The sequence below is a fragment of the Trinickia acidisoli genome (assembly GCF_017315725.1).
Taxonomy (GTDB): Bacteria; Pseudomonadota; Gammaproteobacteria; order Burkholderiales; family Burkholderiaceae; genus Trinickia; species Trinickia acidisoli.
The window spans coordinates 2072136-2090094 of sequence record NZ_JAFLRG010000001.1; the positions used below are offsets into that span (position 1 = coordinate 2072136).

At 63.3% G+C, this 17959-nt stretch carries 15 protein-coding genes; 13 read left to right on the top strand and 2 right to left on the bottom strand.

What is annotated here, in order from left to right:
• From J3485_RS09505 to J3485_RS09525, 5 genes are all read left to right on the top strand, one after another.
• The gene (locus J3485_RS09505; protein WP_206952228.1) at positions 1–792 is read left to right on the top strand and encodes a TatD family hydrolase; all 792 of its coding nucleotides are present in this window, start codon (positions 1–3) and stop codon (positions 790–792) included.
• A 43-nt stretch (positions 793–835) separates the two neighbouring features.
• Positions 836–1591 (top strand): ankyrin repeat domain-containing protein, encoded by a 756-nt coding sequence (locus tag J3485_RS09510; RefSeq protein WP_374192416.1) that lies wholly within the window; start codon positions 836–838, stop codon positions 1589–1591.
• Between the two features lie 76 nt (positions 1592–1667).
• Positions 1668–2045 (top strand): Rap1a/Tai family immunity protein, encoded by a 378-nt coding sequence (locus tag J3485_RS09515; RefSeq protein ID WP_206952230.1) that lies wholly within the window; start codon positions 1668–1670, stop codon positions 2043–2045.
• Positions 2046–2081: 36 nt separating this feature from the next.
• Positions 2082–3464: an alpha,alpha-trehalose-phosphate synthase (UDP-forming) gene (gene otsA, locus J3485_RS09520; RefSeq protein WP_206952231.1), complete on the top strand. Its 1383-nt coding sequence runs from the start codon at positions 2082–2084 to the stop codon at positions 3462–3464.
• 217 nt (positions 3465–3681) lie between these two features.
• Positions 3682–4767: a glycosyltransferase family 4 protein gene (locus J3485_RS09525; RefSeq protein ID WP_206952232.1), complete on the top strand. Its 1086-nt coding sequence runs from the start codon at positions 3682–3684 to the stop codon at positions 4765–4767.
• 122 nt (positions 4768–4889) lie between these two features.
• Here the strand turns inward: J3485_RS09525 and J3485_RS09530 are convergent, their stop codons facing one another.
• Together J3485_RS09530 and J3485_RS09535 are read right to left on the bottom strand one after the other, a co-directional pair.
• A complete protein-coding gene (locus J3485_RS09530) occupies positions 4890–5489 on the bottom strand; it encodes a BPSL1445 family SYLF domain-containing lipoprotein (protein ID WP_206952233.1) in 600 nt (199 codons plus the stop codon).
• A 146-nt stretch (positions 5490–5635) separates the two neighbouring features.
• Positions 5636–6079, bottom strand: coding sequence for a hypothetical protein (locus J3485_RS09535; RefSeq protein ID WP_206952234.1), 444 nt, complete (start codon positions 6077–6079; stop codon positions 5636–5638).
• A 375-nt stretch (positions 6080–6454) separates the two neighbouring features.
• Here J3485_RS09535 and J3485_RS09540 point away from each other — a divergent pair, with 375 nt between their 5' ends.
• The 8 genes from J3485_RS09540 (at position 6455) to J3485_RS09575 (ending at position 17801) form a co-directional block, all read left to right on the top strand.
• Positions 6455–6736 (top strand): hypothetical protein, encoded by a 282-nt coding sequence (locus J3485_RS09540; protein ID WP_206952235.1) that lies wholly within the window; start codon positions 6455–6457, stop codon positions 6734–6736.
• 270 nt (positions 6737–7006) lie between these two features.
• Positions 7007–7993, top strand: coding sequence for a sugar ABC transporter substrate-binding protein (locus J3485_RS09545; protein WP_206952236.1), 987 nt, complete (start codon positions 7007–7009; stop codon positions 7991–7993).
• Positions 7994–8184: 191 nt separating this feature from the next.
• Positions 8185–9768 carry a sugar ABC transporter ATP-binding protein gene (locus J3485_RS09550; protein ID WP_206952237.1) on the top strand — a complete coding sequence of 528 codons (1584 nt, stop codon included), beginning with the start codon at positions 8185–8187 and terminating at the stop codon, positions 9766–9768.
• Positions 9765–10775 (top strand): ABC transporter permease, encoded by a 1011-nt coding sequence (locus J3485_RS09555; RefSeq protein WP_206952238.1) that lies wholly within the window; start codon positions 9765–9767, stop codon positions 10773–10775. Before J3485_RS09550 ends, J3485_RS09555 begins: the two co-directional genes overlap by 4 nt.
• A gap of 133 nt (positions 10776–10908) precedes the next feature.
• Positions 10909–11937: a LacI family DNA-binding transcriptional regulator gene (locus tag J3485_RS09560; RefSeq protein WP_206952239.1), complete on the top strand. Its 1029-nt coding sequence runs from the start codon at positions 10909–10911 to the stop codon at positions 11935–11937.
• Positions 11938–11979: 42 nt separating this feature from the next.
• On the top strand, positions 11980–12927 hold the full coding sequence (gene rbsK, locus J3485_RS09565; protein ID WP_206952240.1) for a ribokinase: 948 nt from the start codon (positions 11980–11982) through the stop codon (positions 12925–12927).
• A gap of 217 nt (positions 12928–13144) precedes the next feature.
• Complete coding sequence (locus tag J3485_RS09570; protein ID WP_206952241.1) at positions 13145–15115, top strand: methyl-accepting chemotaxis protein; 1971 nt, start codon at positions 13145–13147, stop codon at positions 15113–15115.
• Positions 15116–15878: 763 nt separating this feature from the next.
• Positions 15879–17801 carry a PrkA family serine protein kinase gene (locus J3485_RS09575; protein ID WP_206952242.1) on the top strand — a complete coding sequence of 641 codons (1923 nt, stop codon included), beginning with the start codon at positions 15879–15881 and terminating at the stop codon, positions 17799–17801.
• Positions 17802–17959: the final 158 nt, after the last annotated feature.

Genomic DNA, 17959 nt, shown 5'->3' on the forward strand with positions numbered 1-17959 from the left:
ATGTTTGTCGATTCGCATTGCCATATCAATTTCGAAGGCCTCGTCGAGCGCCTGCCACAGGTGCTCGAGAACATGCGCTCGCACGACGTGACGCACGCGCTATGCGTCAGCGTCGACTTCGAAACGCTGCCGAGCGTGCTCGAGGTCGCGTCCGCATACGAGAACGTCTATGCGTCGGTGGGGGTGCATCCCGATCACGAGGACGCACGAGAGCCGACCGTTGCCGAACTGATCGAACTCGCCGCACACCCGAAGGTCGTGGCGATCGGGGAAACCGGGCTTGACTACTACCGTCTGGAAGGCCGCTCGATCGACGACATGGAATGGCAACGCGAGCGTTTTCGCACGCATATCCGCGCGGCGAAAGCCTTGCTGAAGCCGCTCATCGTCCACACGCGCGCATCGGCCGACGACACGCTGCGCATCATGGCGCAAGAGCAGGCGCACGTACCGGGCGGTGTGATGCATTGTTTCACGGAGCCTTGGCCGGTCGCGGAGCGTGCGCTAGCTCAAAATTTTTACATTTCCCTTTCCGGCATCGTCACATTCAAGAGCGCCACTGACGTGCAAGACGTCGCGCGGCGCGTGCCGCTCGAGCGGCTCTTGATCGAAACGGATTCGCCGTACCTGGCGCCTGTGCCGTATCGCGGCAAACCCAATGAACCTGCGTACGTGAGTTATGTCGGACGCTTCATTGCCCAGGCACGGGGCATGTCCGATGCCGACCTCGGCGCCGCGACCACGCAAAATTTCTTTCGTTTGTTCCGCATTCCGGCGCCGCATGTCGCCTGAGCCGAACGATAACCGTCAATCCGACAACACCAAGGAAGACCACTTGAATACGCATACCGATCCTTCGCTCCCGCTCGTTTCTCGCCGCCTGCTGGGCCGTCTGTTGCACCGCTTGGCGCTGACTTGCGCCGGTGCCTTCGCCTCGCTGGCTGTGGCCGCGCATGCTTCAGACCTCGACTCGCTCGTCAAGGCCGTCAAGTTCGACGACGTGAGCGCGGTGCAAAAGGCGCTCGCGCATGGCGAAGACCCGAATGCCACGGACTCGCAAGGGATGCCGCTCATCGTGCTCGCGGCTCGCGAGAAGTCCGACAAGGTGGCCCAGGCGCTGATGGCCGATCCGAAGACCGACATCGAAAAGCTCGACTCGGCCGGCGAGAATGCGATGATGCTGGCAGCGCTCAATGGCGACACCGGCCTCGTCCAAGCGCTGATCGACAAGGGTGCGGAAGTCAACAAGAAGGGTTGGGCGCCGCTACACTACGCGGCCGCGAACGGGCATGACGACATCGTCAAGCTGCTGCTCGAGCACTCGGCCTATGTCGACGCCGGCTCGCCCAACGGCACGACGCCGCTGATGATGGCCGCGCGCGGCAACCACCTCTTAACGGTCAAGGTGCTCCTCGACGCAGGCGCCCAGTCGCGCGAGAAGAATCAACTCGGTTTGACGGCGCTCGATTTCGCCAAGCGCTACCACGCGAAGGACGTCACCGAGGCCCTCCAGGACATGTATGCCCGCGAGGCAACGGCTGCATCGGGGGCGACCGGAGCCTCTACTCCCGCTCAAAACGGTGCAAAATGACCGTTTTTCGCCCCGGCCCGTCAGCGCCGGGGCCATTTGCGCACTACCCGTTCACCGCTCGGAGAAAAGGAAGACTATGTTGCGGGCTTTGATATGCGTCGGCACATTGACCATGCCGGTCGCCGCGATGGCGGCGGTTACGCTCGGGGGCGGCAAGTTTACAGCCGGAGATCTGCACAAGCTGTGCACCCAGACCGACGCGATTTCACGCGCTGCCTGCGTGGCCTATATCAAGGGCGCGGCCGACGGCGTATTCAATACGATCGACGCCATCGGCGGAACGACGGGGCCGCGCGTGGGTCAATATTTCTGCTTGCCCGACCGGGTCGATCCGCAGCGCATGGTCGACGCGGTGCGCCGCTACGTTGCCGAGAACCCCGATGCGGTCGAGTACAACGCCAGCACGGCGGTATCGCTCGGCCTCGAGAAAGCGTTCCCGTGCAAGGGCGAGTAATCGACGGAACGAAACTGAACGTCTGAACCGAACGCCATGACCCAGGGCCGACTCATCGCCGTATCGAATCGCGTCGCCACACCTACCGAGACCAAGGATTCGGCGGGCGGGCTCGCCGTCGGCCTCTTCAGCGCGCTCAAGGATAGGGGAGGCGTTTGGTTCGGCTGGAGCGGCGACATAGTCAGCGAAGCGGTGGCGGCCAGCGGGCCGACGCTCAAGCAAGAGGGTGCCGTGACGTTCGCGACCGTCGGCTTGACGCGGCGCGACTACGATCAGTACTACCGCGGCTTCTCCAATGCGACGCTTTGGCCCGTTTTTCACTACCGCAACGATCTGGCGGCCTACGAGCGCGAAGAGTATGCGGGCTACCGTCGAGTAAATGCCTCACTGGCCCACCAGCTCGTCAAGCTGATCGAACCCGACGACATCGTCTGGGTCCACGACTATCACCTGATTCCGTTCGCCGAGGCATTGCGGCGCGAGGGCATCGCCAATCGCATCGGCTTCTTCCTGCATACGCCATTTCCGTCGCCCCAGGTACTGCTCAACGTGCCGCCGCATCAGGAGCTGATCAAGTCGCTCTGCTGTTACGACTTGGTCGGGTTTCAAACGGACACGGATTGCGGCGCGTTCCGCGACTATATCGTGCGGCATGCCGGCGGCACCGTAAGCGGTGAGGGCGACGTAACGGCGTACGGGCGCCGCTTGCGCACAGGCGTTTATCGCATCGGCGTGTTTCCCGACGAGATCGCCGCCGAAGCCGCCCGCAACGAAAGCCGTCAGCAGGTGCTCGAACTCAAGCACAGCCTCGAAGGGCGCAAGCTCATCATGAGCGTCGACAGGCTCGATTACTCGAAGGGGCTCGTAGAACGGTTCCGCGCGTTCGAGCAGTTGCTCGAGCACGCGCCGCAGTGGCGCGAGAACGTGACCTTCGTTCAAGTCGCGCCGCCGACGCGGGCCGACGTCGAGAGCTATCAGCAAATCCGCCAAAAGCTCGAATACGAGGCGGGGCGCATCAACGGCCGTTACTCCGGGCTCGACTACACGCCGATTCGATACCTCAATCAACGCTTCGCGCGCGCGCACTTGATGTCGATGTGCCGCGAGTCGCAGGTCGGTTTCGTCACGCCGCTTCGCGACGGCATGAATCTCGTCGCGAAGGAGTACGTCGCGGCGCAAAACCCCGAAGACCCTGGCGTGCTCGTCTTATCCGAGTTCGCCGGGGCGGCAGCCGAGCTTTGCGCGGCGCTGATCGTCAATCCGCACGACATCGTCGGCATGTCCGAAGCGCTCCAACTGGCGCTTGCGATGCCGTTGGCGGAGCGCAAACAGCGCCACGAAGTCAATATGGCCGTGCTCAGGCGCAACGACCTCGGCGTTTGGCGCGATACGTTTCTGGCCGATTTGCGCCGGGCGTAAGCGCCTGGCGCGGCGCGTGTTTCGCGACTGTAACAGCACGCAGCAAATGAAAACGGTGCAGCCCATTAGGCGTGCCTTGTCGAATAATGGATGCCACGACGCTATGTTTCGCTCGGTGCACATCCGAGCGAAAGCGGTTCGTCGCTCTCGAGCATCCGGCACGACCGGGGATTGACGCGATGACGGGCCCGTCGTCCACTTGCATGGAGTCTCTCGAATGAAAATTGCGCAAATCGCGCCGCTGACTGAATCGGTGCCCCCCAAGCTCTATGGCGGCACCGAACGTGTCGTTTCTTACATCACCGAGGCCCTCGTCGATCTCGGACACGATGTCACGCTGTTCGCAAGCGGCGACTCGAAAACCAGCGCAAAACTCGAGGCGGTCTGGCCGCGCGCGTTGCGGCTCGATCCCGGCATTCGCGACCGGATCGCACCGCATATGTTGCTGATGGAACTCGTGCGACGCCGCGCCGAAGAGTTCGACGTCCTGCACTTCCATATGGACTACTACTCGTTTTCGCTCTTCAAGCGACAGGACACGCCATTCGTGACGACGCTGCACGGCCGGCTCGATCTGCCCGAGCAGCAGCCTGTCTTCGATACTTTCGGTACGGCGCCGGTCATCTCGATCTCGAACGCCCAGCGCCACCCGATGCCGCAGGCGAAATGGCTGAAGACGGTTTATCACGGGCTGCCCGAGCAGCTCTATACGCCGCAGCCGGTCGAGCAGAAGTACCTCGCCTTCCTAGGCCGCATTTCACCCGAAAAGCGCGTCGACACGGCGATCCGCATTGCAGCGCACTGCGGGCTGCCGATCCGCGTTGCCGCGAAGATCGACGCCGCCGACCGCGAATATTTCGAACGCGAGATCAAGCCGCTGTTCGATCTGCCGCATGTCGAGTTCGTCGGCGAAATCGCCGATGAGCAAAAGGCCGATTTCCTATCAGGCGCGCATGCGCTGCTCTTTCCGGTCGATTGGCCCGAGCCTTTCGGTCTCGTGATGATCGAGGCGATGGCATGCGGCACGCCGGTCATCGCGTTCAATCGCGGGTCGGTCCCGGAAGTGGTCGACGAGGGCATCTCGGGCTTCATCGTCGAGGACGAAATCAGCGCCGTGGCCGCCGTCAACCGTCTTCACACGCTGCCGCGTGCGCGTGTGCGGCAGCGCTTCGAGGAGCGCTTCACCTCGCACCATATGGCGCGCCAATACGTCGACGCCTACCAGTCGGTCATCCGCGCGCAAAAGCGCTCGCGCTTCAAGATCATCGATTCGGCGTCGGGCGAGGGCGCCTCGCGCGGCTGAATCGGCGCAGCGCGTAAGCGGGCACCCGCGTGCGTGGCGGAAACGAGAGGGAAACAGGAGAAGGAAGGCGGCGCGGCACCGAAGCGCGCCGCGCCATCCTATTGCCTAGATACCGGCTAGAGCTAGATGTTGAGTCGGGTGATCTTCGTGCCTTCGAGCGAGAGGTCGCCCATGAGGCCCGCATTCGTCATCACGATGACTTCCACGGGTTTGGTGGCCGTCGTCGTATCGATGGCGCCATTGGCCCCCATCTTGAGCACGGCAACCGACGCATCCCCGCCGACCGACCAGCCATCACGCGCGCGGAACGCATTGAGCGCGTCGTCGGTCATGAATAGGAAGATCACAGCCTTCGATTGCGCACCCGCCTGGAACCCGAACGAGCCGGAGACGGTGTTGTAGTAGCCGGCCGTCTGGCCGCCTACGCGTAATGCGCCTTCCCCATACTGTCCGCCGACCATGAAACCTGCCTGCAGCACCTTCGGAAATACGAGTACCCCATGCGCTTTCTGCACGAGTTCGCGCGCGCCCGGCACTTGAGCATACAGGCGCGAGAGCGTCGCATCGACGCCCGAGTTGATTTCCTGACGTTTGGACATATTGCTGCCCGGCGTCGCGCCGACCGGGTTGCCGTTGTTCGTGGTGGTCGTGCAGCCGGCGAGCGCGAACGCGCCGACTACGACGACAGCGGCCGCCTTGCGCATCAAGTTTCGTTTTTGCATGGACTCTCTCCGTTATGATCCGTCGGTCAAACCGCTCGGCGGCGGGTTCGGACGAAGCGTGATCTCAGAAAATGCAACGACGATCAAGCAGGATGCATGCCAGGGACCGGGTCCGATTTAACGGCCGCCCCCGGTCGTGAACGGCGTTAGTGCTGGACGGTACGCTTGACCACCGGCGGGCGCCGCAACGCGCGCCGAATGCCGGCAATCACGAGGCCCACCGCGAAAATGAACGCTGCCGGGACGACCCAGTACCCGACGAACGCATGCCAAAGGTAGAGAAACAGCGTGCGGCGCCGCAGCGCATATTCCGCAAGCGCATCGTGCTGACGCGGCGCATTGGCGGCCAGCACGTCCGCCGGGCAGCCGGCAGCGCGCGCTTCCACGAGCTTGCCGTGGCAGCGCGCAGCATCGCCCGCGGCGCTCTGGGCGTCGGTCAATTGCCAAGTCGTCAGCGCGCGATCGAGGTCGACGACGTTATAGGACATCTCGTCCTGGATCTCGCGTATCGCAACGATTGCCACCGGGACTAGCCAAAAGACGATGACGACGAGCCAACGTCTTACCCAGCGGTTCTGTCTCCATGCCATTCATGCCTCCGCAATGCATTGCGCATCCACGACGAGAGGGCGGCCCGATGGCTTGAATTCGTGAGGTTGACGGACCGTCTTGGGAGCCATCATAGAAGAAATGCGACGAATCGTCGCTCCCCTGAAACGCTTGGATTGCACCGGTGCGCTCACGACTCGGCGAGCGACCGGTAATTTCTTCAATTTTCACGGCATTTCGGATGCTTCCTCTCGACGCATATGCCGCGCTGCGGGATGCCGCGGCAGTGAACGCAGGAGGGAACACCTCTTGCATGCGACATGGGGGCGATCGATTGCGATCGTTTTGTGCCGCGTGTGCCCGAAGCCAACCAGCGTAGCGCACGCGCGGCCTTCATTTGCGACGGAGCGCAAGCCATGTCCGTACCGTTTTCCGAGCAGTACAAGGGATTTGCGATCGGCGTGCAGGCGTTGCGGCGGGCAAAAGAACCCGACCAATCGGACGACTCGCCGCGCCGATTCGACATCGTCATCACGATTTCCCGCAAGGCGAGCGGCGAACGCGCGAAAGCTGAAATGTTCGGCGTGCCTGAACACGCACCGCTCGATGACCAGATCGAAGCGCATCGGATCGGCGTGCAATACGCGCGCGACATCATCGACGGCAAGGTCGACGGCACGTCGGTCGCCCATCTCTGAGCATCTGCGCGGCTAGCGCGCACCGCCCCGAGACCCTCGCACAGCAGGGGTCTCGGGGCTTTCGCATGGCCGCGACTAGCGCAAACCCGAGCTTGGCTAGCGCGCTAGTCTTGCGCGCTAGCCAAGAACGGTCCAGCATAGGCGGTCCCCGGCGCACGCCAGGGCTCGTAGCCCGCTGTCGCGCCGTGCGATGACGCGCTGCGGCAATCGAAGAGTTCGAATCGAAAAATCAGGGCTCGCCTCGGGCCGAATAAGAAAGGAGAGAACCTTATGCTTCACCGCACCCGTCGCCGTATGCTTGTTGCCGCCGCCGCGCTCGCCTGCACGGCCCTCGCGCCGCTCTGCGCGACCGACGCGCTCGCGCAGAGCGCCAACAAACCTGACGCGGCCCGGCCCAAGGTCGCACTCGTGATGAAATCGCTGGCGAATGAGTTCTTTCTGACGATGGAAACCGGCGCGAAGGATTATCAAAAGCATAATGCCGGCAAATTCGATCTCATTACGAACGGCATCAAGAACGAAACCGACACGGCCGCGCAAATCAACATCGTCGAACAGATGATCGACAGCCACGTCGACGCAATCGTGCTGGCGCCGGCCGACTCCAAAGCGCTCGTCCCCGTCGTGAAAAAGGCCGTCGATGCCGGCATCATCGTCGTGAACATCGACAACCAACTCGACCCCGACGTACTCAAGTCCAAGGGCTTGAACGTGCCGTTCGTAGGCCCCAACAACGCCAAGGGCGCCGAGAAGGTCGGCGACTTTCTCGCCAAGAAGCTGAAGGCCGGGGACGAGGTAGGCATCGTCGAGGGTGTGTCGACGACGACGAATGCGCAGCAGCGGACCGCCGGGTTCAAGGCGGCGATGCAGAAGGTCGGCGCGAAGATCGATTCGGTTCAATCCGGCGAATGGGAGATCGACAAGGGCAATGCGATCGCTTCGGCTATGCTGAATCAATACCCGAACATCAAGGCACTGTTGTGCGGTAACGACAACATGGCGATCGGCGCAGTGTCGGCCGTGCGCGCCGCCGGCAAGCAAGGCAAGGTCTATGTCGTCGGCTACGACGACATAGACGCGATCAAGCCGATGCTCAAGGACGGCCGCGTGCTCGCGACGGCCAACCAGTATGCCGCGAAGCAAGCCGTATTCGGCATCGATACGGCGCTCAAGGCGATCGAGGAGCACAAGAAGCAATCGGACCTGTCGCAGATGGTCGAAACGCCGGTCGACCTCGTCACGAAGACCTCGAAGTAACCGTAGACGACGCGAGCAAAGACCGTGGGCGGCGCCTCTCGCAAGGCGCCGTCCGCTGCCCCATCGTATTCGGGCAGAGCGGGCGCGCTCAAGAAAGCGCGCGCCGTTGCCGTTATCCTCCGACATAAGCGTCATTGGCGGCGGGCCGGCGCGACGGCCGCGGATCCGGCCGCCCCGACAACGGAAACCCGATGGATTTGACCGACCACGACGAAACGAACGCAGTGCTCAGCGTCACCGGAATCGGCAAAACCTATGCCGAGCCGGTGCTCGCGGACGTGACGCTCGCGCTGTACGGCGGCGAAGCGCTCGCGCTGACCGGCGAGAACGGCGCGGGCAAAAGTACGTTGTCGAAGATCGTCGGCGGGCTCGTCGCGCCCAGCGCGGGCGCGATGCGGCTCTTGAGCGCCGACTACGCCCCCAAGAGCCGGCACGAAGCCGAGGCGCTCGGCGTGCGCATGGTCATGCAGGAGCTGAACCTGCTACCCACGTTGACCGTCGCCGAAAACCTGTTTTTCGATCGATTGCCGTGCCGCGGCCCGCGTGCGCTGGGCTGGATCGATCGCGCGCGCCTGGCCGAGGACGCCCGCGTGGCCATGGCACGCGTGGGCCTCAATGCAATCGATCCGGATACGCCCGTCGGCGCGCTCGGTATCGGCCATCAGCAAATGGTCGAAATCGCGCGCAACCTGATCGACGATACGCGCGTGCTCATCTTCGACGAGCCGACGGCCATGTTGACGGCGCGCGAGGTCGATCTTTTGTTCGAACAGATCGATCGGCTCAAGGCGAGCGGTGTCGCCATCGTCTATATCTCGCATCGGCTCGAGGAACTGGCGCGGGTGGCCGAGCGCGTCGCGGTGCTACGAGACGGGCGCCTCGTTACGGTCGACCAGATGCGGAACCTGACGAGCGAGCGCCTCGTCACGCTAATGGTGGGGCGCGAGCTTGGCGAGCGCATCGATCTGGGCGAACGCCGCATCGGCGCGCCGTTGCTGAAAGTCGACGGCCTGAGCCGCGGCACGGTCGTGCGCGACGTCTCGTTCGAGGTTCGCGAAGGCGAGATTTTCGGCGTGAGCGGCCTGATCGGGGCCGGCCGCACCGAGCTCATGCGTCTCATCTACGGCGCCGATGCGGCGGAGCGCGGCACGGTGTCGATCGGCCGGCCGCTTCAGCCCACGCGGATCGATTCGCCGGCCGATGCGGTGCGGCACGGTATCGCGCTCATCACCGAAGACCGTAAAGGCGAGGGCCTGCTGCTACCGCATTCGATCGCCGCCAACGTATCGCTCGGCAACATGGCCGCCGTGGCGCGTTGGGGCGTCGTCGACGGTCGGCGTGAACAAGCGCTCGCGCGCAAGCAGATGGAAGCGCTGCACGTTCGGGCGCACGGCCCGGCGCAGCCCGTGGGCGAACTCTCGGGCGGCAATCAGCAGAAGGTCGTGATCGGCCGCTGGCTCGCGCGCGACGCCAAGGTGCTGCTGTTCGACGAGCCGACGCGCGGCATCGACGTCGGGGCGAAGTTCGACATCTACACACTGCTTGGCGCGCTTGCCCGCGAGGGGCGAGCCCTCGTCGTCGTGTCGAGCGACCTGCGCGAGCTGATGCTGATTTGCGATCGGATCGGCGTCATGTCGGCAGGAAGCCTCACTGGCATGTTCGATCGAGACGAATGGACGCAGGACGCGTTGCTCGCAGCCGCATTCGCGGGCCATATGAACGGCTCGCGCGAAGCCGCGCCTAACCCCAATTACCCCGCACGGAGTCTGTCATGACCGATCCGACCGCGCGCCCCGATGCGGGCACCGCTGTCCTCGGCGATGCGCCGAGTGCCCGTCCGGCCGGCACTCGGCTCGGCTTGTCGAACTACCTGGGGCTGGCCGGCGCGCTGGCGGCGATGATCGCGCTGTTTTCGGCGCTGAGCTCGCACTTTCTGACCTACGAGACGTTCAGCACGATCGCCAACCAGATTCCCGATCTCGTCGTGATGTCGGTCGGCATGACATTCGTGCTCATCATCGCCGGGATCGACCTGTCGGTCGGCTCCGTCCTCGCGCTGGCGGCATCGGTCGTCAGCGTGGCGGCGCTCAAATGGGGCTGGGGCCCAGTGCCTTCCGCGTTGATCGGGATGGCCGCCGCGGCGCTGACGGGCATGGTCACCGGTGGCGTCACGGTCGGCTGGCGCATCCCATCGTTCATCGTCTCGCTCGGGGTGCTCGAGGCCGCGCGCGGGCTGGCCTATCAGTTGACCGATTCGCGCACGGCCTATATCGGCGACGCGTTCGACTTTCTTTCCAATCCGATCGCGGTCGGCATCTCGCCGGCTTTCGTGATCGCCGTCGTCGTGATGATCGCGGCCCAGCTCGTGCTGACGCGTACCGTATTCGGACGGCATCTCGTCGGCATCGGCACGAACGAGGAAGCCGTGCGGCTCGCGGGTGTCGATCCGCGCCCGTACAAAGTGGCGGTATTCGCGCTGATGGGGGCGCTGTCCGGGATGGCCGCGCTGTTCCAAGTGTCGCGGCTCGAAGCGGCAGACCCGAACGCCGGCGTCGGCCTCGAGTTGCAGGTCATCGCCGCGGTCGTCATCGGTGGCACGAGCCTCATGGGCGGGCGAGGTTCCGTCATCAGCACGTTTTTCGGGGTGCTTATCATCTCGGTGCTTGCCGCCGGCCTCGCGCAGATCGGCGCGAGCGAGCCGACCAAGCGAATCATCACGGGCGCCGTCATCGTGATCGCGGTGGTGCTCGATACGTATCGGAGTCGGCGCAAGCGCGGTTGAGTATGGTTCGAGCAGGAGGTCCTCCGGCTGGCGCGCGGGGAAACGCGCCAGAGCGGGGTCGAAAACAGGATGTTCGGGGTAGCTGCGGGGCTCTTTCAGCCCGCGGAAAAAAACAAGCGAGAGAGTATCGGTAATGGCGACGATCAAGGATGTGGCGGCCATAGCCGGCGTGTCGTTCACCACCGTATCGCACGTGGTCAACAACACACGCCCGGTTTCGGCCGACGTGCGCGCGAAAGTCGAGCGCGCGATCGCCCAGCTCAACTACGTGCCGTCCGCGGTCGCGCGGTCGCTGAAGGCGCGCACGACGGCGACGATCGGGCTCGTTGTGCCCAACAGCACGAACCCGTATTTCGCTGAGCTTGCGCGTGGCATCGAAGACGGGTGCGCGCGCGGCGGGTATTGCATGTTTTTTTGCAATTCCGACGACGATCCGAAAAAGCAGCGCAATTATCTGCGAATCCTGCAGGAAAAGCGCATCGACGGGCTCATCATTGCATCGGCCGGCGACGATGCCGTGCTGGCGAGCAGCCTGACGGACACGCGCGAGCCGCTCGTCATCGTCGATCGCAACATCGAAGGCCTCGCGGCCGACCTGGTGCAGATCGATCACGAGCGCGGCGCTTATCTGGCGACACGGCATCTGCTCGAACTCGGCCATGTGCGCATCGGCTGCATCACGGGGCCCGTGGCAACGGCGGTCAGTGCGATGCGCGTGCACGGTTTCATTCGCGCGATGACCGAGCGCGGCATCGACATCGAGCCGAGCGCGATCGTCGAGAGCGATTTTTCCGGCACGGGCGGGCAGGAAGCGGCCGGGCGCCTGTTCGACACCGTGCGGCCCACGGCGATCTTCGCTTGCAACGACATGATGGGGATCGGCGCGCTGCGGGTCGCCGCCGAGCGCGGCATTCGCGTGCCGCAACATTGTTCGATCATTGGGTTTGACGATATCGAACTCAGCAGTTTTACGTACCCGGCGCTGTCCACTGTCGGCCAATCGGTGCGCGCGCTCGGCGAAGCCGCCGCGCACATGCTGATCGAGCGAATCAGCGGCGTGGTGAGCGGGGCGACGCGCCGCCGTGTCATCACGCCACGGCTCGTGCTGCGCGAATCGACAGCGGTGTTCGCCGGGCCCGTGAGCGCGGCCTTGTGCGCGTGAGGGTAGCGGCGCGCTCACGCGCGAACGGAGGAATCGGTCGCGATGACTGAAACGAATGCGGCGAATGCAACGAAGTGCCTCGGCGTGGTGGCGGTCGTCGGCAGCTTGAACATGGATCTCGTCGTGCGCGTGCCACGCCTGCCCGCGGCCGGAGAAACGCTCGCCGGGCACGCGTTTGCACAGGTAGCCGGCGGCAAGGGCGGCAACCAGGCGGTCGCGGCCGCACGCCTCGGCGCGCGCGTGGCGATGATCGGTTGTGTCGGCGCGGACGGTAACGGCGCTTTACTGCGCGCCGGCCTCGAGGCCGAGGGCATCGATTGCGGGGCGCTCGCCACCTGCGATGCCGTGCCGACGGGCGTCGCCCTGATCGCCGTCGACGAGGCCGGGCGCAACTCGATCATCATCGTCGCAGGCGGCAACGGCGAACTGACGGACGCGGACATTGCCCGCCATGAATCGCTGCTGTCCGAGGCCAGTGTGCTCGTTTGCCAGCTCGAAACGCCGCCGAGTACGGTGCATGCGGCAATCGACGCGGGCCGGCGTCTCGGCAAGACAGTCATTCTCAATCCTGCCCCGGCGATGGGACCATTGCCCGGCGCATGGCTGCCGCTCGTCGATTACTTGATCCCGAACGAAGTGGAGGCTGCCGCGCTGACCGGCATGCCGATCGGCTCGCCGGCGCAAGCGGCCGATGCCGCGCAAGCACTGCGCAGCCAAGGCGCGCGCAACGTGCTGATCACGCTGGGCGCGTCCGGTGTCTTGGCGGCGCTCGAGTCGGGCACCACGCATTTCGAGGCCCCCCGCGTGACGGCTGTCGACACGACGGCGGCCGGCGATACGTTCATCGGCGCGTTTGCCGCGCAACTCGCGGGCGGCGTCGCGGTGGATGACGCAGTGCGCTTCGCGCAACGCGCGGCGGCGCTGTCGGTGACCCGCCCGGGCGCGCAACCGTCCATTCCCACCCTCGCCGAACTCGACTCGGCGCGTTGACGTTCGGCGAGCGCAACGCTCGCCGCCTTCGTCCGCAATCCTCAGTCTATTGACGCTGACTATCCTCGATTACGCACCCATTCATCGCATTAATTAGTTCTCCTCAAGTCCTTCCACGCTTGGGCCGTAAACAATGATCAGAGTGCACGCTTCCGTTGCTCGAAGGGGTAGCGAACGGTGCGTTCTCCCATCAAGGTTCTGATCAGAAGGACTCAGCATGTTAAGAAATGGTATGTCGATCAAAACGCGCATCGGTTTAGCGATGGCGTTTTTATCCGCGCTGCTGCTCGCCCTCGGCACGCTCGGCTTGTCGGGCATGGGCAAGGCGAGCAACGCGACACGCGACATCTATCAGAACCAGATGCCGAGCGCGGTAGCGATCGAGATGGCGGAAAGTTACGCGGCGCGCGAACGGCTTGCGCTCGATCGCGCCGCCATGCACGCGGGCCAGGCTGACGAGACGAAAAAGAACTTCGACCGCGCCGCGGTGCTTCGCGCGACGTCGGACGGTTGGTGGAAAAAGTATCAAGACTTGCCGCGCGATTCGGACGAAGACAAGCTTTTGCAGGACGTCGTCGCGAAACGCGAAGCGCTGCAAGGGGTCATTTCCAATTACGTCGACGCGATCAATGCGAACGACCACGACAAAATCCTTAGTACTGCCGACGATCTCCAAATCGCTTTTGTCGCATTGTCGAAAAGCGACGACGCCTTGAGCAAACTGCAATTTTCGCAATCGAAAGCAGAATTTAACGCTTCGCAAGCGAACTACGACACTTTCCGTCTCGTGACGACAGTCCTGCTCGTGGCGGCACTCGCCGCGGCCCTTTGGTCCTACCTGAACCTGCGAGCGGCGATCGCGAAGCCGCTTGGCGATGCGCTTTCCTATTTCGAAGCGATCGCGTCGGGCGACTTGCGCAAACCAATCATCGTGCGCACACGCGACGAAATGGGGCTCATGCTCGACGGTCTGGCGAAGATGCAACACAGCCTGACCGACACCGTGCGTACGGTCCGAAGCGGCAGCGAATCGATTGCATCGGCGACGAAAGAGATCGCGGCGGGCAACCTCGACTTGTCCTCACGCACCGAAGAGCAAGCCGCATCGCTGCAAGAAACGACCTCGAGCATGGACCACTTGACGGACACCGTCCGGCAAAACGCCGAGAACGCGCGGCAGGCGAGTGCACTGGCCGCGAACGCATCGGACATCGCCAACAAGGGCAACGAAGTGGTTGGGCAGGTCGTCGGCACGATGGGCGAGATCAACGACAGCTCGGCCAAGATCGCGGACATCATCACGATCATCGAAGGCATCGCCTTCCAAACGAACATTCTCGCGCTGAACGCGGCCGTCGAAGCCGCGCGTGCCGGAGAGCAAGGGCGCGGTTTCGCGGTTGTCGCCGGCGAAGTGCGTGCGCTCGCGCAACGCTCCTCGGGCGCGGCAAAGGAAATCAAGACGCTTATCGATACCTCGGTCGAACGCGTGCGTTCGGGATCGGCGCTCGTGGGCGAGGCCGGCCGCACCATGGAAGAAATCATCGCTGCCGTGCAGCGCGTGACGGACATCATGGGCGAAATCGCCGCGGCCTCCGAAGAGCAGAACGGCGGGATCGGCGAGGTCGCGCGGGCGGTCTCGCAGATGGACCAAGTCACGCAGCAGAACGCAGCCCTCGTCGAGCAAGCGTCAGCTGCGGCGCAATCGCTGCAGGAGCAGGCGGAGCGCCTTCGCACGGCCGTCAGCGTGTTCCAACTCGCCGACGATACGGGCGGATGGCACGCGTCGCCGAATCGCTCGGTGCCGATGATCGATGCAGGCGCATCGAAGCCGAGCGCGAAGCAGATGGGCGCGAGCAGCCAGATGGCCAAGCGCGGCCATTCGCCGATTCACGCGCGCCCGACGCGCCCCATTGCCGCACCATCGCCTAAGCGAGCGGCTGCGCTGCCTAACACCAAGCCGACGACGTCGGCCGTAGCAGTCGCAACGCATGCCGAGCGGGCCGCCGCCGTGGCCTCCAAGCCTTCGATCGCGCCGGCACCGCGAGCCCATACCCCAACGCCAACGGCCGAATCGAAACCCGTGGTCGCCGATCAGTCGGCTGTTTCCGCATCGGCACCCGCTCGCAAGGTCGCCTCATCGGCGGCCCCATCGAGCACGACATCGAACGACGACTGGGAAACGTTCTAACGACCTCTGCCAAAGGCTGGTTTCGCTCTTTGCTCTTCGTCGTGCGCCGGAGGGCGCCGCGGGCCCGTACGCTTCTCGATGAAGCGCCCGGGCCCGTCTCACATCCGGCCCTAAAAAAGCAATCAACCGAAACGACCCGAGACGAAAAGCAGCGAGAGGCAGCACAATCGGTTTGTCGAACGTGTCCGCGCGTCGTCGCCAGTTCTTCAAAAACTTGTAACCGATGCATACAGGTGTCATCGAAAACGCCAGGTGCCGCGTATACGGATAAAGGCAGCGGGCGATCAGACACAGGATGCGATGGCGAACATGCGAGCAGGCATCGCGCGTGCAAAAGGGGCGATGACCGAGCATGGCGACACGCGTGGTGGGATCGCAGCCACACCGCCTCGACAGTTCGAAGCGGGAGCGCGCGGTTGCCGTTATGTGAGACACGCGCGCATTGCGGTGCTACCGCACGAAGCGACGACGGTGGCGCGGGCGGTATGCGTTCGCGTGGCCTACGTTGAGTGCAAGGAGACGCGGGCGGGAACGAACCCGATGCTGTGCGCGAGATTGCAGCGATGCGGCATGCGTGAGAGGCAGGCTGAAGATTGTAGGCGAGTGTGTGCGTATCTCCAAGCTAGGACACACATGTAGAAAGGTAGGGCAAAGGAGGTCGTGAAAAATAATTTAAAAGGGTTTAGGATGAATTCGAGCGAGGTCGTTTCGGTATAGCCTTCCGGAAGGCGACATCGTCCGCAGACTTAGGCGAGGAGGTAGCATGGATATTTACAGCAGCTTCGCGAACCGCTTCGAGAAAACCCGAGAGGAGGAGCTCTCGCTCGAGGAGTACCTCGCGCTCTGCAAAAACAATCCCGCCGCGTACGCGACGGCCAGCGAACGCATGTTGACGGCGATCGGGGAGCCAGAGCAGGTCGACACGCGCCATGAACCCCGCTTGTCGCGGATCTTCGCGAACAAGGTCATCAAGGTATACCCCGCGTTTCGAGAGTTCTACGGCATGGAGGACGTGATCGAGCAGGTGGTCGCGTATTTCCGTCATGCCGCGCAGGGTCTCGAAGAAAAGAAGCAAATTCTTTATCTGCTCGGCCCGGTGGGCGGCGGCAAATCGTCGATCGCCGAGCGTCTGAAGCAGTTGATGGAACGCGTGCCGTTCTATTCGATCAAGGGCTCGCCGGTCAACGAATCTCCGTTGGGGCTTTTCGATTACGACGAAGACGGCGCGGTCCTCGAAGAACAGTACGGCATTCCGCGCCGCTACCTCAAGAGCATCTTGAGCCCGTGGGCCGTGAAGCGCCTGCACGAGTACAACGGCGACATCCGCAAGTTTCGCGTCGTGCGCCGCTACCCCTCGATCCTGCGGCAGATCGGGATCGCGAAGACGGAGCCGGGCGACGAGAACAATCAGGACATCTCGTCGCTCGTGGGCAAGGTCGACATTCGCAAGCTCGAACAGTACGCGCAGGACGATGCCGACGCCTACAGTTATTCGGGCGGGTTGTGCCTAGCCAATCAAGGCTTGCTTGAGTTCGTGGAAATGTTCAAGGCGCCGATCAAGGTGCTGCATCCGCTGCTCACCGCGACGCAGGAAGGCAACTTCAAGGGCACGGAAGGGTTTGGTGCGATTCCGTTCGAAGGCATCATCCTCGCGCACTCGAACGAATCGGAGTGGAAAGCGTTCCGCAATAACCGTAACAACGAAGCGTTGCTCGACCGGATTTTCGTGGTCAAGGTGCCGTACTGCCTGCGCGTGTCCGAAGAGATCAAGATCTACGAGAAGCTGATCCGCAACTCGTCGCTGGCTCAGGCCATCTGCGCACCGGGTACGTTGAAGATGATGGCGCAGTTCTCGGCGCTCACGCGCTTACAGGAGCCCGAGAATTCGAACCTGTTCTCGAAGATGCAGGTCTACGACGGCGAAAACTTGAAGGACACCGATCCGAAAGCGAAGTCGTACCAAGAATATCGCGATTACGCCGGTGTCGACGAAGGAATGACGGGCGTCTCGACGCGGTTCGCCTTCAAGATTCTCTCGCGCGTGTTCAACTTCGATACGAGCGAAGTGGCGGCGAATCCGGTGCACCTGATGTACGTGCTCGAGCAGCAAATCGAGCGCGAGCAATTCCCACCGGAAACCGAGCAAAAGTATCTGTCGTTCGTGAAGGAACTGCTGGCGTCGCGTTACGCCGAGTTCATCGGCAAGGAGATCCAAACCGCGTATCTCGAGTCGTATTCGGAATACGGTCAGAACATTTTCGACCGGTACGTCACGTATGCCGATTTCTGGATCCAGGATCAGGAGTTTCGCGATCATGACACGGGCGAAAGCTTCGACCGCGCCGCGTTGAATGCCGAACTCGAAAAGATCGAGAAGCCGGCCGGCATCAGCAACCCGAAGGATTTCCGCAACGAAATCGTGAACTTCGTACTGCGTGCTCGCGCGGCCAACGGTGGCAAGAATCCGGCTTGGATCAGCTACGAGAAGCTGCGCGTCGTCATCGAAAAGAAGATGTTCTCGAACACGGAGGAATTGCTGCCCGTCATTTCGTTCAATGCCAAGGGTTCCGCCGAGGAGCAGCGCAAGCACGAAGATTTCGTCAATCGCATGGTCACCAAAGGCTATACGCCGAAACAGGTGCGCTTGCTCTGCGACTGGTATCTGCGCGTGCGCAAGTCGTCGTAACGTTAACAGCAGGGCGAGTAGCAGCGTGTGCGACGCGCTCGTGGGTTTGCCGCCCACGAGCGCCAACGAAGCGCTTCATGCGCCAAGCGACGCACGGCGCGCGGGCACGGCGCCTGCGCCAGGGCTCTTCGTGTCGCTTTCGGCAATTCGAAGCGGGA

What these genes read in the sequence shown, in the direction of transcription:
- J3485_RS09550 (WP_206952237.1), top strand. Translation starts at nt 8,185, where the DNA reads ATGGATTTGACCGACCACGACGAAACGAACGCAGTGCTCAGCGTCACC.
- J3485_RS09535 (WP_206952234.1), bottom strand. Translation starts at nt 6,079, where the DNA reads ATGGCATGGAGACAGAACCGCTGGGTAAGACGTTGGCTCGTCGTCATC.
- J3485_RS09555 (WP_206952238.1), top strand. Translation starts at nt 9,765, where the DNA reads ATGACCGATCCGACCGCGCGCCCCGATGCGGGCACCGCTGTCCTCGGC.
- J3485_RS09570 (WP_206952241.1), top strand. Translation starts at nt 13,145, where the DNA reads ATGTTAAGAAATGGTATGTCGATCAAAACGCGCATCGGTTTAGCGATG.
- J3485_RS09545 (WP_206952236.1), top strand. Translation starts at nt 7,007, where the DNA reads ATGCTTCACCGCACCCGTCGCCGTATGCTTGTTGCCGCCGCCGCGCTC.
- J3485_RS09530 (WP_206952233.1), bottom strand. Translation starts at nt 5,489, where the DNA reads ATGCAAAAACGAAACTTGATGCGCAAGGCGGCCGCTGTCGTCGTAGTC.
- rbsK (WP_206952240.1), top strand. Translation starts at nt 11,980, where the DNA reads ATGACTGAAACGAATGCGGCGAATGCAACGAAGTGCCTCGGCGTGGTG.
- J3485_RS09560 (WP_206952239.1), top strand. Translation starts at nt 10,909, where the DNA reads ATGGCGACGATCAAGGATGTGGCGGCCATAGCCGGCGTGTCGTTCACC.
- otsA (WP_206952231.1), top strand. Translation starts at nt 2,082, where the DNA reads ATGACCCAGGGCCGACTCATCGCCGTATCGAATCGCGTCGCCACACCT.
- J3485_RS09515 (WP_206952230.1), top strand. Translation starts at nt 1,668, where the DNA reads ATGTTGCGGGCTTTGATATGCGTCGGCACATTGACCATGCCGGTCGCC.
- J3485_RS09505 (WP_206952228.1), top strand. Translation starts at nt 1, where the DNA reads ATGTTTGTCGATTCGCATTGCCATATCAATTTCGAAGGCCTCGTCGAG.
- J3485_RS09575 (WP_206952242.1), top strand. Translation starts at nt 15,879, where the DNA reads ATGGATATTTACAGCAGCTTCGCGAACCGCTTCGAGAAAACCCGAGAG.
- J3485_RS09525 (WP_206952232.1), top strand. Translation starts at nt 3,682, where the DNA reads ATGAAAATTGCGCAAATCGCGCCGCTGACTGAATCGGTGCCCCCCAAG.
- J3485_RS09540 (WP_206952235.1), top strand. Translation starts at nt 6,455, where the DNA reads ATGTCCGTACCGTTTTCCGAGCAGTACAAGGGATTTGCGATCGGCGTG.